The 15,472-nt window shown below is 66.2% G+C and carries 13 protein-coding genes and 1 tRNA gene; 9 read left to right on the top strand and 5 right to left on the bottom strand.

What is annotated here, in order from left to right:
* Positions 1-244: 244 nt before the first annotated feature.
* Genes V6R86_RS04725 through V6R86_RS04710 form a run of 4 tightly spaced genes read left to right on the top strand, consistent with a single transcriptional unit; the run spans position 245 to position 6,727 of the window.
* Positions 245-3,682, top strand: coding sequence for a response regulator (locus V6R86_RS04725; RefSeq protein ID WP_338502572.1), 3,438 nt, complete (start codon positions 245-247; stop codon positions 3,680-3,682).
* Entirely contained in the window at positions 3,679-4,515 is an 837-nt protein-coding gene (locus V6R86_RS04720) for a CheR family methyltransferase (protein ID WP_338502570.1), read from the top strand. Before V6R86_RS04725 ends, V6R86_RS04720 begins: the two co-directional genes overlap by 4 nt.
* Positions 4,512-5,084: a chemotaxis protein CheB gene (locus V6R86_RS04715; RefSeq protein ID WP_338502568.1), complete on the top strand. Its 573-nt coding sequence runs from the start codon at positions 4,512-4,514 to the stop codon at positions 5,082-5,084. Before V6R86_RS04720 ends, V6R86_RS04715 begins: the two co-directional genes overlap by 4 nt.
* Complete coding sequence (locus V6R86_RS04710; RefSeq protein ID WP_338502566.1) at positions 5,081-6,727, top strand: response regulator; 1,647 nt, start codon at positions 5,081-5,083, stop codon at positions 6,725-6,727. Before V6R86_RS04715 ends, V6R86_RS04710 begins: the two co-directional genes overlap by 4 nt.
* 46 nt (positions 6,728-6,773) lie before the next feature.
* On the opposite strand, the gene V6R86_RS04705 is transcribed toward V6R86_RS04710, so the two are convergent.
* Positions 6,774-6,866 (bottom strand) — tRNA-Ser (locus V6R86_RS04705).
* A 238-nt stretch (positions 6,867-7,104) separates the two neighbouring features.
* On the opposite strand from V6R86_RS04705, the gene V6R86_RS04700 reads away from it, so the two are divergent.
* A complete protein-coding gene (locus V6R86_RS04700; protein ID WP_338502565.1) occupies positions 7,105-7,878 on the top strand; it encodes a Crp/Fnr family transcriptional regulator in 774 nt (257 codons plus the stop codon).
* On the opposite strand, the gene pyrC is transcribed toward V6R86_RS04700, so the two are convergent.
* Positions 7,875-8,909, bottom strand: a complete 1,035-nt coding sequence (gene pyrC / locus V6R86_RS04695; RefSeq protein ID WP_338502563.1) for a dihydroorotase — start codon at positions 8,907-8,909, stop codon at positions 7,875-7,877. The genes V6R86_RS04700 and pyrC overlap by 4 nt on opposite strands.
* A 23-nt stretch (positions 8,910-8,932) precedes the next feature.
* Here pyrC and V6R86_RS04690 point away from each other — a divergent pair, with 23 nt between their 5' ends.
* Positions 8,933-9,637 carry a folate-binding protein gene (locus V6R86_RS04690; protein ID WP_338502561.1) on the top strand — a complete coding sequence of 235 codons (705 nt, stop codon included), beginning with the start codon at positions 8,933-8,935 and terminating at the stop codon, positions 9,635-9,637.
* Here V6R86_RS04690 and V6R86_RS04685 read toward each other — a convergent pair.
* Positions 9,634-9,894 carry a CBU_0592 family membrane protein gene (locus V6R86_RS04685; RefSeq protein WP_338502559.1) on the bottom strand — a complete coding sequence of 87 codons (261 nt, stop codon included), beginning with the start codon at positions 9,892-9,894 and terminating at the stop codon, positions 9,634-9,636. The two genes, V6R86_RS04690 and V6R86_RS04685, sit on opposite strands and share 4 nt — an antisense overlap.
* Complete coding sequence (gene acnA, locus V6R86_RS04680) at positions 9,894-12,572, bottom strand: aconitate hydratase AcnA (RefSeq protein WP_338502558.1); 2,679 nt, start codon at positions 12,570-12,572, stop codon at positions 9,894-9,896. The genes V6R86_RS04685 and acnA overlap by 1 nt, the downstream gene beginning before the upstream one ends.
* Before the next feature lie 214 nt (positions 12,573-12,786).
* On the opposite strand from acnA, the gene V6R86_RS04675 reads away from it, so the two are divergent.
* Complete coding sequence (locus V6R86_RS04675) at positions 12,787-12,984, top strand: hypothetical protein (RefSeq protein ID WP_338502556.1); 198 nt, start codon at positions 12,787-12,789, stop codon at positions 12,982-12,984.
* On the opposite strand, the gene V6R86_RS04670 is transcribed toward V6R86_RS04675, so the two are convergent.
* Positions 12,981-13,952, bottom strand: coding sequence for a magnesium transporter CorA family protein (locus tag V6R86_RS04670; protein ID WP_338502554.1), 972 nt, complete (start codon positions 13,950-13,952; stop codon positions 12,981-12,983). The two genes, V6R86_RS04675 and V6R86_RS04670, sit on opposite strands and share 4 nt — an antisense overlap.
* Before the next feature lie 66 nt (positions 13,953-14,018).
* Here V6R86_RS04670 and dmeF point away from each other — a divergent pair, with 66 nt between their 5' ends.
* Positions 14,019-14,918, top strand: coding sequence for a CDF family Co(II)/Ni(II) efflux transporter DmeF (gene dmeF / locus V6R86_RS04665; RefSeq protein ID WP_338502552.1), 900 nt, complete (start codon positions 14,019-14,021; stop codon positions 14,916-14,918).
* Positions 14,915-15,469: a DUF2585 family protein gene (locus V6R86_RS04660; RefSeq protein ID WP_338502550.1), complete on the top strand. Its 555-nt coding sequence runs from the start codon at positions 14,915-14,917 to the stop codon at positions 15,467-15,469. The genes dmeF and V6R86_RS04660 overlap by 4 nt, the downstream gene beginning before the upstream one ends.
* Positions 15,470-15,472 lie beyond the last annotated feature (3 nt).

Here is a 15,472-nt window from a genome sequence, read left to right as displayed (position 1 = left end):
CCGCCCAATCAGGTTCCGGATGCGCAACAAGCAGCGGAAAACCAAGGCTTTAGCCTTTCTGCCATGGCAGCGCTGAGCGCGCCATGAACGAACTGAACCGGGCCCGATACTCGCCCGTGAGCGCAAGTTTGCCGGTTAACGACAGGAGGTTGGCAGGGCCCTCCACGCCGATTGCGGGTTGCGAAGATCGATCGGTCATGGAAACGCGTGTCGTCCTCGCAACCACGGGAAGCTGCCGCGCACGATGAACAGGAATGAGGAAGGTGCCTCGGGCGCCGGAATGAACCTCGGCACGCTGGCGGGCGTCGTCGCCGCGCTGCTCTTCTTTCTGGCATCGGGCACCATCTCCGCCCTGACCATCAAGGCCGTTCGGGAAGAGACCGAGCAGGTCACCGCCACCCACGAGGTGATCGTCGGCCTGGCCGACCTGCTGTCCGCGATGCAGGACGCCGAAACCGGCCAGCGCGGTTTCCTGTTGACCGGCAATCCCTCCTACCTCGAACCCTATCGCGACGCCCAGACACGCAGCGAAGCGACGCTTCGGACGCTCGATCGGCTGACCCGCGATGACCCCCCGCAGCAGGCCAGCCTGCAAGCCCTCCGCCCGCAGGTCGCAAGCAAGTTCGCCACACTGCAACGCTCCATCGCCCTTCGCCAGCAGCAGGGCCTCACGGCGACCCTGGCGGCGATCGATCAGGATCGCGACAAGGCCGAGATGGACGCCGTGCGCGCGCGGATCGGCGAGCTGCGCAATGAAGAGCGGCGAAACCGTGAGGCCCGCGTCGAGCAGCGCACCAGGGCGTTCCAGACCGCCACGATGAGCGCCGTCATCGCCGCCCTGGTCGGCATGGTGCTGGCGATCGCGATCGGCCTGCTCAACCATCGCGCCATGCTCGTCCGCCGCCGCCAGTTGTGGCTGAGCGCGGGCGAAGCGGGACTCGGCCAGGCGATGCTCGGCGACAAGACCGTGCGCGAACTGTCGGGCGATATCGTCGACTTCCTCACCGCTTATACCGGCGCGCAGGCCAGCGTCCTGTTCAAGGGCGAGCATGGCGTGTTCCAGCGCATGGCGACGCTCGGCGTGCCCGAAGATGCCAAGGTGCCCGAGCGTTTCGCGCTACGCGAAGGGCTGCTCGGCCGGGTCGCCGCCGACGGCGCGCCGATGGTCCTCGACGAGGTGCCCGAAGGCTACCTCACCATCGGCTCCGCCCTCGGCCGCGACGTGCCGCGCCACCTGGTCATCGCGCCGCTTCGGGCGGAGGGGATCGTCAACGGGGTGGTCGAACTCGGCTTCCTCAAGGCGGTGGACGACCGCGTGCTCGAACTTCTCGGCCACATCGCCCAGCCGGCCGGCACCGCGCTCCGCTCCGCCAAATATCGCACCGAACTCCAGACCTTGCTGGAGGAAACCCAGCGCCAGTCGGAAGAGCTTCAGGTCCAGAGCGAAGAGCTCAAGGTCTCGAACGAGGAGCTGGAAGAACAAGGCCGCGCCTTGAAGGAATCGGCGGTCCGGCTGGAGCAGCAGCAGGTCGAATTGGAACAAACCAATTCGCAGCTGGAAGAACAGGCGCAGCTGCTGGAAAGCCAGAAGAACGACCTCACCCGCTCGAGCGCGGCGGTCGAGCTCAAGGCCCGCGAGCTCGAGCAGGCGAGCCAGTACAAGTCCGACTTCCTCGCCAACATGAGCCACGAATTGCGCACACCGCTCAATTCGCTGCTGATCCTGTCCAAGCTGCTGGGCGATAATCCGACCGGCAACCTGACCGACGAACAAGCGCAATATGCCCGCACCATCCAGGCATCGGGCAACGACCTTCTCAACCTCATCAATGACATTCTCGACCTGTCCAAGATCGAGGCCGGCCATGTCGAGGTCCGTGCCGACGAGCTTCCTGTGACGCGGCTGGTCAAGGATCTGCAGCGCACCTTCGATCCCATCGCGAGGGAGCGCGGCCTGTCGTTCGAGCTTGCGATCGACGAGGACGCGCCCGCCAGCATCGTGTCGGACCGTCAGCGGCTCGAGCAGATCCTCAAGAACCTACTCGCCAATGCCTTCAAGTTCACCGAGGCGGGATCGGTTACGCTGGCCATCGCCAGGGTCGGCAGCGACCGCCTGGCGCTGAGCGTCACCGACACCGGCATCGGCATCGCGCCCGAGCAGCAGCAGGCGATCTTCGACGCGTTCCAGCAGGCCGACGGGTCGATCAGCCGCAAGTTCGGCGGTACCGGCCTTGGCCTTTCCATCTCGCGTGAGCTGGCGCGGCTGCTCGGGGGCACGATTTCGCTCAAGAGCGAGCCCGGTCGGGGCAGCAGCTTCACCGTCGACATCCCGGTCGAATACGACCCCTCGCTGGTCGCCGCGCGGACCGAGCCCAAGGCCGCCGCAAATGCAGCCCGTTCGCCGTCCGCGTCCACGCCGCCGCCGGCGATGCCCTCGCGCAAGCCGGCGGTGCGCTCCGCCCCGCTTGATGACGATCGCGACGACCTTGGCGACGGGCGCCGTGTGCTCCTGATCGTGGAGGACGACCGCACCTTCGCCGGCATCGTCCGCGACATCGCGCGCGAAGCCTCCTTCCAGACGCTCGTCGCCGGCACCGCCGAAGAAGCGCTCGAACTGGCGCGCGAGCATAAGCCGAGTGGCATCGTGCTCGACCTCGGCCTTCCCGATCAGTCGGGGCTCGCCGTGCTCGACCGGCTGAAGCGCGAGGACGAAACGCGCCACATTCCGATCCACGTCATCTCCGCGAGCGACCAGACCCAAACCGCCTTTTCGCTCGGCGCGATGGGTTATCTAGTGAAACCGGTGAAGCGCGAGGAGCTCGCCCATGCGCTCGAATCGCTCGAAGCGCAGCTCACCCGCACCATGCGCCGCGTGCTGATCGTCGAGGATGACGACCGGCAGCGTGACGCGGTCGCCAAGCTGCTCGCCGGGCCGGAAATCGAAACCGTCGGCGCCGGCACCGCGGCCGAGTGCCTCGAGCTGCTCAGCGAAGAAACCTTCGACTGCATGGTGCTCGACCTGTCGCTCCCAGACGCCTCGGGCTTCTCGCTGCTCGAAACGCTCAGCAAGGACGGCGAGCACAGCTTCCCGCCGGTGATCGTCTACACCGGCCACGATCTCAGCCAGGACGACGAACAGCGACTGCGGCGTTATTCCAGTTCGATCATCATCAAGGGCGCCAAATCGCCCGAACGCCTGCTCGACGAGGTGACCCTGTTCCTTCACCAGGTCGTGTCCGAACTGCCGCCCGAGCAGCAGAAGATGATCGCGCAGGCCCGCCACCGCGACGCGCTGCTGGAAGGCCGCACCATCCTGGTGGTCGAGGACGACGTCCGCAACGTCTACTCGCTGACCAACATCCTCGAACCGCGCGGCGCCAAGGTGGCGATCGCCCGCAACGGGCAGGAAGCGCTCGACGCGCTGGCCCGGGCCAACGCGGGCGGCGACCCGGTCGATCTCGTCCTGATGGACGTCATGATGCCGGTGATGGACGGGCTGGAAGCGACCCGCCGGATTCGCGGCGACATGAACTGGAACAAGCTGCCGATCATCATGCTGACCGCCAAGGCGATGCCCGACGACCAGGAGAAATGCCTGGCGGCCGGGGCCAGCGACTACATGGCCAAGCCGCTCGACGTCGACAAACTGCTCTCGCTGGTCCGGGTGTGGATGCCGCGGTGAACCACCAGCCTGCCGAACCGGTCGAGGATATCGAGATACAGCTGCTGCTGGAGGCGCTGTACCTACGCTATCATTACGACTTCCGCCATTATGCCCGCGCCTCGATCAAGCGCCGCCTGCGCCAGGCCCGCGACCAGCTCGGCTTTGCCACCTTTTCGGCAATGCAGGAGCAATTGCTGCACAGCGAGGCAATGGTCGGCCGCCTGCTCGACTATCTGACGGTGCAGGTGAGCGAGATGTTTCGCGATCCGACCTACTTCAAGGCGCTGCGCGACAAGGTCGTGCCGCACCTGCGCACCTATCCCTCGCTCAAGATCTGGATCGCCGGGTGCAGCCACGGCGAGGAAGTCCATTCCTTCGCCATCATGCTGCACGAAGAAGGCCTGCTCGACCGCACCCTGATCTATGCCACCGACATCAACCCCGCCGCGCTCGAGATCGCGCGTAGCGGCGTCTACTCGCTCGACCGCCTCGCCACCTTCACCCGCAACCACCAGCAGGCCGGGGGCAAGACTTCGCTCGCCGATTATTACACCACCGCCTATGGCCGCGCGGTGTTCGACAAGAAACTGCGCGCGCAGGTCGTCTTTTCCGACCACAGCCTGGTGTCGGACGAGGTGTTTACCGAATGCCAGCTCGTGTCGTGCCGCAACGTCATGATCTATTTCGACCGGCCGCTGCAGGACCGCGCCATCGGCCTGTTTCGCGACAGCCTGACCCGGCGCGGCTTTCTCGGCCTCGGCTCCAAGGAAACCTTACGTTTTTCGAGCCACGCCGACGCCTTCACCAGCTTCGTGCGCGAAGAAAAGATCTATCAGCGGAGCGAGGGATGAGCGCCGACACGCCCGCCGCCATCGTCATCGGCAGTTCGGCCGGCGCGGTGCAGGCGCTGTCTGAACTCCTGCCGCGCCTGCCCGCCGACTATCCGGTGCCGATCCTGATCGTGGTTCATGTGCCGGCCACGCCATCAGGCCTGACAACGCTTTTTTCAGCCAAATGCGCGATGAAGGTGGTTGAGCCCGACGACAAGGAAGCGATCGTTCCCGCCACCATCTATTTCGCGCCGCCCGGCTACCATCTGCTGGTCGAGCCGGGGGCCAGCATCGCCCTGTCGGCGGACGAGCCCGTGTTGTTTTCGCGCCCGTCGATCGACGTCCTGTTCGAAAGCGCCACCGACGTCTTCGGCGCCGGGCTTCTCGCACTGGTGCTGACCGGCGCCAACGAGGATGGTGCGCGCGGGTCGGCTGCGATCGAGGCGCGCGGGGGAAGCGTGCTGGTCGAGGACCCCGCGACCGCCTATGCCGCTGCCATGCCCGCCGCCGCCCTCGCCCGATGCTCGTCCGCGAGAGCCCTGTCGCTGGACGCCATCGCCGATCATCTGCTGCGCTTAGGGGCCCCGTGACCGCTACCACCAACCTGCTGATCGTCGACGACCTCGACGAAAATCTGCTCGCGCTGGAAGCCTTGCTGCGGGCCGACCACCTGACCTTCCTGCGCGCGCGGTCGGGCGAGGAAGCGCTCGAACTGTTGCTCCAGCACGATGTCGCGTTGGCCCTGCTCGACGTCCAGATGCCGGGCATGGACGGGTTCGAGCTCGCAGAATTCATGCGCGGCAACGAACGCTCGCGCCGGGTGCCGATCATCTTCGTCACCGCCGGCAGCGGCGATACCCATCGCCGGTTCCGCGGCTATGAAGCGGGCGCGGTGGACTTCATCCAGAAGCCGATCGAAGCCGACATTCTGCGCAGCAAGGTCGGCGTGTTCGTCGACCTCCACCAGCAGCGCCTCGCCCTCGCCAGCGCCGCCGATCAGCTCGAAGCGCAGGTCCGCGAACGCACCGCCGAACTCGAACTCGCGTTGAGCCGCCTCAAGGAGGAAGTCGCCGAACGCGAGCGCGCCGAAGCCTCGCTCAGGCAAAGCCAGAAGATGGAAGCGGTCGGCCAGCTGACCGGCGGCATCGCGCACGACTTCAACAACATGCTGACCGGGATCATCGGCTCGATCGACATGATGCGGCGGCGGATCGCCGACGAGCGCTACGACGGCCTGCAGCGTTATCTCGACACCGCGCTGGGTTCGGCCGAGCGGGCCGCCGCCCTGACCCACCGCCTGCTCGCCTTCGCCCGCCGCCAGCCGCTCGACGCCCAGCCGCTCGACGTCGCCGCCGTGCTCGGCGCCGCGGCGCAGCTTGTCACCCATGCGCTGCCCGAAACGGTGACGCTGCGGCCCGACATCGCCCGCGACTTGCCGCCGGTGTTGGCCGACGGCAACCAGCTCGAAAATGCCGTCCTCAACCTCGCGGTGAACGCGCGCGACGCCATGCCCGACGGGGGCAGCCTGGTGATCTCCGCGATGACCGCGCAAGGCGGCGACATTCCCGCGGGCGCGGCCCACGGCGACTTCGTCCTGATCAAGGTCGCCGACACCGGCGAAGGCATGCCGCCCGACATGCTCGACAAGGTGTTCGAGCCCTTTTTCACCACCAAACCGCTCGGGCAGGGGACCGGCCTTGGCCTGTCGATGGTCTATGGCTTCGCCGAGCAGAGCGGCGGCAGCGTCCGCATCCACAGCGCGCCGGGCGCCGGCACCAGCATCTGCCTGTACCTTCCGACCAGTCCCACCGCGGTCGACGCCAAAGTCGACACGGCCGTCCAGACCGCGCGCGGCGCGGGCGAGCGGGTGCTGGTGGTCGAGGACGAAGATGCCGTGCGCATGCTGATCCGCGAGGCCTTGGAGGAGCTTCACTACACGCCGATCGAGATCGCCGACCCGGCCGACGCGCTTCCCTGCCTCCAGTCGGACGAGACGATCGATCTCATGATCTCGGACATCGGCATGCCCGGCATCAACGGGCGCGAACTCGCCGACCAGGCCCGCCGCCTGCGCCCCGGACTGCCGATCCTGTTCATCACCGGCTATGCCGAGCACGCCACCGCGCTGACTGACTTTCTCGATCCCGGCATGGCGCTCATCACCAAGCCCTTCACGCTGGAAAAACTGGCGGCCAGCATCGGCGCCCTGATCGGCTCGCGCGCAGCGGGCTGAGGGTCCGGCGGGCCGCCGCAGCGGCTGGTTCGCAATCTCAAAGGAATGGCGGAGACGGAGGGATTCGAACCCTCGGTAAGGGAATTCCCCCTACGGCGGTTTAGCAAACCGCTGGTTTCAGCCACTCACCCACGTCTCCGGATGCCTCGGCTGCGGTGCGCTTAGCGGACAGTGGTGCGCTGTTCAACCGCTCACCGCACAAACCGCGATCTCGCCGTTAACCCACGGAAAACGAAGTGCTTGCCGACTGTCGGTTAGCCGACACAAAAGTAGCCCTAAGTCCTTATATTTTAAGGTATTGCTTCCCATCGGAACACTAGCGTAATGCTTTCCCTCGACAGGTCGTCCGCGGTCTGAGTGGGGAGTTACCGGGGCTTATGGATCAACTTCGCGATCTGCTCGCAGAGTCGAGCCTCGATGCCGCGTTCGCCGGCAATCGCTTGCTTGCCACCCTCTCGCCCATCGAGCGCGCCCTGTTTGCCGAAGAAATGGAGATCGCGACGTTCGGCGGCGGTGAGATCGTTCTGGCCGAAGGCGAAGTCACCAAGCACTGCCTGTTTCCGTTCGACGGCCTGATGGTCTCGATGCGGCGTGAGCTGACCGGCGGACGCTCGGTTGAGGTCGCCTCGATCGGCCGCGAAGGCGCGGTGGGCGGGATCATCAGTTGCGGCGAGGCGCCGGCCTTTACCCAGGCGGTCGTCCAGTTGCCCGGCTCGGCCGCCTTGGTCCCGATGGACGTGCTGGAAAAAGCCAAGGAAACCAGTGCGCACCTGCGCAATCTGTTCTGCCGCTACGCCGATGCCCTTCTGGCGCAGGTCATGCAGTCGGTGGCCTGCAACGCCTTTCACCCGATCGAAGCCCGCGCCGCGCGCTGGCTTCTACACGCGCAGGACCGAGCCGGCAGCGACCGGCTCGAACTGACGCAGGAAAGCCTGGCGGGATTGCTCGGCGTGCAGCGCACCACGGTCAATGCAGTCGCCCGCGTGCTTCAGGAACAGGGGCTGATCTCCTACCGCCGCGGCGCGATCCAGGTGATCGACCGGCGCGGGCTGCAGAAGGTCAGCTGCGACTGCTACACGGCGGTTGAAAAGCATTTCCAACTGGTGCTGGGATCGACCGGCCGCGGGACCAAGGTTTCCGAGGGCTACTAAGTCCGCAAGGTCCAGCCGAGCGTCTGCCCGGCGTGGAACGGCACCAGCGACGATCCCGCAGCTTCCATCCGCTCCGGCACGACCGTTTCAGTCCTTTCCAGAGTCACCGTGCCCTCGTTGAGTGGCAGCCCGTAGAAGCGCGGGCCATGCTCCGACGCGAAGCCCTCGAATCGGTCGAGCGCCCCTTCCTCGTCGAACACCGTGGCATAGCTTTCCAGCGCATGGGGCGCGTTCCAGATGCCGGCACAGCCGCAGCCCGATTCCTTGGCTTCCTTGAGATGCGGGGCGCTGTCGGTGCCGAGGAAGAATTGGGCGCTGCCCGACACCGCCGCCGCGCGGACCGCGAGCCGGTGCTTCTCGCGCTTCACCACCGGCAGGCAATACGCATGCGGCCGCAGCCCGCCCTCGAACAGCGCATTGCGGTTGAGATGAAGGTGCTGCGGCGTGATCGTCGCGGCAACGTTCGGCCCCGCTTCGCGGACGAAGTCGGCGCTGTCGGCGGTGGTGATATGCTCGAGCACCACCTTGAGGCCCGGAAAGTCGCGCAGCACCGGGGTCAGTACGCGCTCGAGGAACACCGCCTCGCGGTCGAAGATGTCGATCGCCGGGTCGGTCACCTCGCCGTGGACGCACAGCACCATGCCGATCTTTTCCATCCGCTCCAGCGCGGCGTGAATATGGCGAACGTCGGTCACGCCGCTGTGGCTGTTGGTGGTGGCGCCCGCGGGATACATCTTGGCGGCGGCCCACACCCCGTCGCGGTGACCGCGCTCCAATTCGTCGGGATCGGTGCTGTCGGTCAGATAGCAGGTCATCAGCGGCTCGAAACCGGGACCGGCGGCAGCGCGAATGCGATTCCGGTAAGCGCTCGCCGCCTCGACCGTGGTCACCGGCGGCACGAGATTGGGCATGATGATCGCCCGCGCGAACTGCCGCGCGCTGTAGGGCGCGACCGCCTTCAGCATCGCGCCGTCGCGCAGGTGGAGGTGCCAGTCGTCGGGGCGGCGGATGGTCAGGCTTTGCGTTTGCACGGTCGGCTTCCTAGCTAAAGGCCATGCCCGCCACCACCCTCGCCGACCGCGCCGTGATCCGCCTGTCCGGAGAGGATGTCCGCGGCTTCCTCCAGGGGCTCGTCACCAACGACGTCACCGGCGCGTTGCCGGTTTGGACCGGCCTCCTCTCCGCGCAGGGCAAATGCCTGTTCGATTTCCTGGTCTGGGCTGAGGGGGACGACCTGCTGATCGACTGCGAGGCGGACGCGGCGGAGGAGCTTGCCAAGCGGCTGCGCATGTATCGCCTGCGCCGCCCGATCGAGATCGCGCTCGAGCATGCCCTCGCCGTTCACTGGTCGGCGGAGGGTGACGACGGCGTAGCCGATCCGCGCCTCCCCGATCTCGGCCGCCGCTGGATCGCGCCTGCCGACGCACCGGCGACCGGCTGGCTTCGTCACCGCCTCAGCCTCGGCGTGTGCGAAGACCGCGCCGAACTAGGCGATCTGCTCTGGCTCGAATGCAATGCGGCCGAGCTCAACGGCGTCAGCTTCACCAAGGGCTGTTACGTCGGCCAGGAAAATACCGCGCGGATGAATTGGCGGCAAAAGGTCAATCGGCGGCTGGTGGTCGTCCCCGCGACCGAGCCCGGCCCGCGGACTAAGGCCTACTATCCCGACCTCGGCCTCGCAGTCGAACATCGCCGGGTCGACGATCTGGCGGGCGTGACACTCCCGTCGTGGCTCAGCGCCGCGACGGCCGAGGCCTAGGCTTCCGCCTTCTTCCGGTTCGTCGCGATGCGGATCAGCGCGACGATCCCGATCCCGGCCCAGATCACGTTCAGCACCGCCGACGGCCACGCCTTAAAGTAGCCCGAGTTGATGATAAAGCCGATCGCGCCCAGCACGTTCATCGCCTGATACAGCGGCGATTTCGCATCGACCTTGTCCGCCGTCAGCAGCGCATAGGCGCCAAGGATCAGCAGGGCGGCGGCCCACCCTGCGATATCCACGAACAGGCGCTCCATCAGGCGGCGAGCTTGCGCAGCACGTACGGCAGGATCCCGCCGGCGTGGAAATATTCGAGCTCGTTGAAGGTATCGATCCGGCACCGCGCGACGATGGTGCGGGTGTGGCCATCGGCCTCGGTCACTTCGACCTCGACGTCCTGGCGCGGCTGGATGCCGGCGACATTGCGGATGGTGAAGCTCTCGCTTCCGTCCAGCCCAAGCGATGCGGCGCTGTCCCCTTCCGCGAACTGCAGCGGCAACACGCCCATGCCGACCAGGTTCGAACGGTGGATACGCTCGAAGCTTTCGGCGATCACTGCGCGGACGCCCAGCAACACGGTGCCCTTGGCCGCCCAGTCGCGCGACGAGCCGGTGCCATACTCCTTGCCCGCCAGGATCACCAGCGGCACGCCCGCATCCTTGTAGGCCATGGCCGCGTCGTAGATCGCTTCCTGCTCGCCGGTCAGAAGGTTGCGGGTGTAGCCGCCCTCGACCCCGGTCAGCATCTTGTTGCGGATACGGATGTTGGCAAAGGTGCCGCGCATCATCACGTCGTGGTTGCCGCGCCGCGCGCCGTAGCTGTTGAACTCGTTCTTCGGCACCTGGCGTTCCATCAGCCACTTGCCCGCCGGGCTCTCGGCCTTGATCGAGCCGGCCGGGCTGATGTGATCGGTGGTGATCGAATCGCCGAACACCGCCAGCGTACGGGCGTTCGAGATATCCTCGATACCCTTGGCCTGCATGCTCATGCCTTCGAAATAAGGCGGGTTGGCGATGTAGGTCGACGCCGCCGGCCAGGCATAGGTGTCGCCGCCGGTGACCGAAATGCCCTTCCAATGCTCGTCGCCGCGATAGACGTCGGCATAGCGCTTGCGGAACAGGTCCGAGTGGACGTGCCGGTCGATGAGATCGCGGATCTCGTCGTTGGTCGGCCAGATGTCCTTCAGATAGACCTTTTCGCCATTCTGCGCGGTGCCGATCGGCTCGGCCGTGATGTCGCTGCGAACGGTACCGGCTAGCGCATAGGCGACCACCAGCGGCGGGCTGGCGAGATAGTTGGCGCGGCAGTCGGGGCTGACGCGGCCTTCGAAATTGCGATTGCCCGACAGGACCGACACGGCGACCAAGTCGTTGCCGTTGATCGCCGCGCTGATCGGGGCGGCGAGCGGGCCCGAATTACCGATGCAGGTGGTGCAGCCGTAGCCGACGGTGTTGAAACCGATCGAATCGAGATCGTCCTGCAGCCCCGCGGCGGCGAGATAATCGCTCACCACCTGGCTTCCCGGCGCCAGGCTGGTCTTTACCCACGGCTTGCGGGTGAGGCCAAGCGCACGCGCTTTGCGGGCGACCAGGCCCGCGGCGACCAGCACGCTCGGGTTCGAGGTATTGGTGCAGCTGGTGATGGCGGCGATCACCACGTCGCCGTTGCCAAGGTCGTGATCCAGTCCTTCGACCTCGACCCGCGGGTCGTTTGCCTTCTTGTAGGTGTCGGCCAGCTCGGCGTTGAACTGGTCGTCGACCTCGCTCAGGATCACGCGGTCCTGCGGGCGCTTGGGACCGGCGAGGCTCGGCACCACGCTGCCGAGGTTGAGCTCGAGCGTGTCGGTGAACAAGGGCTCTGGCGCATCGGCGTCGCGCCACATGCCCTGCGCCTTGGCATAAGCCTCGACCAGCGCGATCCGGTCGTCGTCGCGGCCCGACAGGCGCAGATAATCGAGCGTGCGGGTGTCGATCGGGAAGAAGCCGCAGGTCGCGCCATATTCGGGCGCCATGTTGGCGATGGTGGCGCGATCGGCAAGCGTCATCGCGTCGAGGCCCGGGCCGAAGAATTCGACAAAGCGGCCGACCACGCCCTTGGCGCGAAGCATCTGGGTGACGGTCAGCACCAGGTCGGTGGCGGTGATGCCTTCCTTGAGGCTGCCGGTGACGCGGAAGCCGACCACTTCGGGGATCAGCATCGAGACCGGCTGACCGAGCATCGCGGCTTCCGCCTCGATCCCGCCGACGCCCCAGCCGAGCACGCCAAGGCCGTTGACCATCGTCGTGTGGCTGTCGGTGCCGACCAACGTGTCGGGATAAGCCACTTCGTCGCCCGACTGGTCGGCCGAGGTCCACACCGTCTGGCAGATATATTCGAGGTTCACCTGGTGGCAGATGCCGGTGCCCGGCGGCACGACCTTGAAGTTGTCGAACGCCTGGCTGCCCCATTTCAGGAACTCGTAGCGCTCGCGGTTGCGGGCATATTCGTAATCGACGTTCTGGCTGGCGGCCTGCGGGGTGCCGAACTCATCGACCATCACCGAGTGGTCGATGACGAGATGCACCGGGACCAACGGATTGATCTTCTGCGGGTCGCCGCCGAGCTGCTTCATCGCGTCGCGCATCGCGGCGAGGTCGACCACCGCGGGAACGCCGGTGAAATCCTGCATCAGGACGCGGGCCGGGCGATACTGGATTTCGCGGCTGATCCTTTTTTCCTTTTGCCAGTCGACCATCGCCTGCAGATCGTCGCGGGTGACCGTGACGCCGTCTTCGAAGCGCAGCAGATTCTCGAGCAGCACCTTCATCGAGAAGGGCAGCCGGCTGACATCGCCCAGCGCCGAGCCCGCCTTGTTGAGGTCGTAATAAGCGTAGCTCTTGCCGCCGACGGTGAGGGTCGAGCGGGTGCCGAGGCTGTCCTGGCCGGTCGGGATCATGGCGTTCTCTTCTGTAGCGGAAAAAAGGATTGCCGTGGCCCTTAGCAAGCCTTGCCCGCACCGGCAAAGGGGCTGGCCGCGCTCACCGCTGCGCCTGCTGCACCACGCTTCAAATCGCCCAAAAAGAATCATCTTGGACGGGAACCACGGGCTCCGCCGGCGGTTGATGCGCGGTCGCCGGTGGTTTTTGCCGCGCGCCTCGCGGGGAAAAGCCATGCCCTTTACCAGCCCGGATTTCGACCGCCGTCTCGCCGCTTTCGAGCGGGCCGAAGCCGGTCGCTCGGGCCGCCCGCTTGGCGATCTCAGCCTTGCCCGTGTCGCCCTCGCCCGCCGCCTCGCTACGGCCGGCAAGCCGGCCAGTGCAGAGCCCGCCGCGATGTCGGCCGGCTCGACCTTTCTGCTCCAGGCCTAGATCCAGCCCTTCCGCTTCAGGATCCACAGCGGCACGACCGCGCTGACCAGCATCAGCGCCAGGCTCGCCGGATAACCCCAGGGCTGCTCGAGTTCGGGCATATATTTGAAATTCATTCCAAAAATGCCCGCGATCAGGGTCGGCGGCAGGAACACCACCGCCATCCAGCTGAACAATTTCATCGCCGCATTCTGCTCGATGCTGATGAGCCCGAGGCTGGCGTCGAGCAGAAAGGTCAGCTGGCCCGACAGAAACGCACTATGATCGATCAGCGCCGCCACATCGGTGCTGAGGCTGGAAATGAGATCACGAGTCCGCTCGCAGCCTTCGGCATGAAGCCGGTCGGACGCCGCGAGGAAACTCAGCGCCCGCGCGGTGCTGACCGCGGTGATGCGGATCTTGGCGATCAGTGTCTGCACATAACCGATCCGCCGCAGCACAGCTTCGAGCTGCTTGGTCGAGATCCGCTCGTAATCGTTGCCCCGAAAGGTGTCGGAGGAAAGATTCTCGATCTCGGTGGCCGCGGCTTCGAGCTCGTCGGCAAGCCGGTCGACGATCGCATCGAGCAACCGGGTCATCGCGGTGGTCGCGTCCTTCACCAGCGCGATTTCGCTCCGCGCCTCGCGGCTGAAGGCCAGCCAGGGCTTGGGCGTCACGTAGCGCACGGTCACCAGCTTGCCCTGCTTCAACAGGAAACTGATCGGTTCGCTTTGCGGATTTCCTTCCTGCACCCCGAACAGCACGCTCACCGTCATCACCAGTGCCCCGTCGCGCTCGTACAGGCGGCTGGACGGCTCGATCTCGACCATGTCGTCGCGGGTCGGAACGGCGAAGCCCAGCGAGCGCTCGACCTGCTGCTCCTCGGCGCGGGTCGGTTCTTCGAGGTCGATCCAGGTCGCGGAGGCAGGAATGCTGCCCTCGGCCGCAATGACCGAACCGTCGCAATCGGGACCATAAGCGCGCAGCATGGATGCTTCTTGGGACCGACATCTCCTCCTTGGCAAGAGTCGGGCGCTGCCCTAGCCAGAAAGGCGATGGCTACCCACGCCCACGATTTCCTCGGCGACGCCCACGATTCCAACGCCCGGCGTACCCGCTGGGTAGTGGTGCTTACCGCGATCACCACGGTCGCGGAAATCAGCTTCGGCACGATCACCGGATCGATGGCGCTGGTCGCCGACGGCTGGCACATGGCCACCGACAGCCTGTCGCTGATCCTCTCGCTGTTCGCTTATTCCTATGCGCGCAAACGCTCGACCGATCCGCGCTTCAGCTGGGGTACCGGCAAGGTCGGGACTCTGGCCGCCTTCGCCTCGGCCCTGATCCTGTTCGCAGTCGCCGCGGGCATTCTCTACGAAAGTGTCGCCCGGCTGCTGGACCCCGTCACCGTCGAATATCGCGAGGCGCTGCTGGTCGCCTGCATCGGGCTCGTCATCAATCTCATCTGCGCGGTCATCCTCGGACACGGCCATGCCGGGCACGGACATTCCCATGGCGAACATGACCATGAGAGCGATCATGACCACGGCGTCGATCTCAACCTGCGCTCGGCCTACCTCCACGTCCTTGCCGATGCGGTGACCAGCCTCACTGCCATCGTCGCGCTGGCGCTGGCCTGGCAATTCGGCCTGTCCTGGCTCGATGCCGCAGTCGGTATCCTCGGCGCGGCGCTGATCATGCGGTGGAGCGTGCAGCTGCTCGGCCAGTCGTCGCGCATCCTCACCGACCAGGTGCCCGACCGCCGCTTGTGCGACGAACTCAAAGCCCGGATCGAAGGCAGCGGCGACGTCACCGTCCACGACTGGCACCTGTGGGCGGTCGGGCCCGGCCGCTATGCCGCCATCGTCTCGGCGACCGGCGCGCCCGCCAGCGAAATCCGCCGCCGCCTCGGCGACGACAAGCGTATCGCGCACCTCACGGTGGAATGCGCATGAGCAAAACCGCCCGGCCGTGGGTCGCCACCCTCCTCGTCGTCCTCGCCGCCGCGGCGATCCTGTGGCTGATGGGCCGTCCGCTCACCTACAAGGGTGGCCTTATCGAACTGTGGGGCCCTGTCGGCGCCAAGCAGAGCCAGATGCTGCTCGACTGGTACAGCGCCAGCCACGTCGTCCACGGCTTCCTGTTCTACGGCCTGCTGCATCTCGTCGCGAAACGCCGCAAACCGGGAGACAGGCTGCTCGCCGCGACCCTGGTCGAAGCCGCGTGGGAAATCGTCGAAAACTCGCCCGTCATCATCAACCGCTACCGCGAGGCGACCATCGCGCTCGGCTATCGCGGCGACAGCGTGCTGAATTCGGTCAGCGACATCGCGATGATGATCGTCGGCTTCTTCCTCGCCGGCCGGCTCCCGGTATGGGCCAGCGTGATGATCGTGCTGGTGCTGGAGCTGATCCCGCTCGCCATCATCCGCGACAATCTGACGCTGAACGTTTGGATGCTGCTCAGCCCCGATCCGTCGATCCGCGCCTGGCAAGCGGGCGCCTGACCC

This window comes from Sphingomonas kaistensis, from assembly GCF_036884275.1.
GTDB lineage: Bacteria > Pseudomonadota > Alphaproteobacteria > Sphingomonadales > Sphingomonadaceae > Sphingomicrobium > Sphingomicrobium kaistense_A.
Note: the sequence above shows the minus strand (reverse complement) of the source record. Positions and strands in the feature narration are given on the sequence as shown.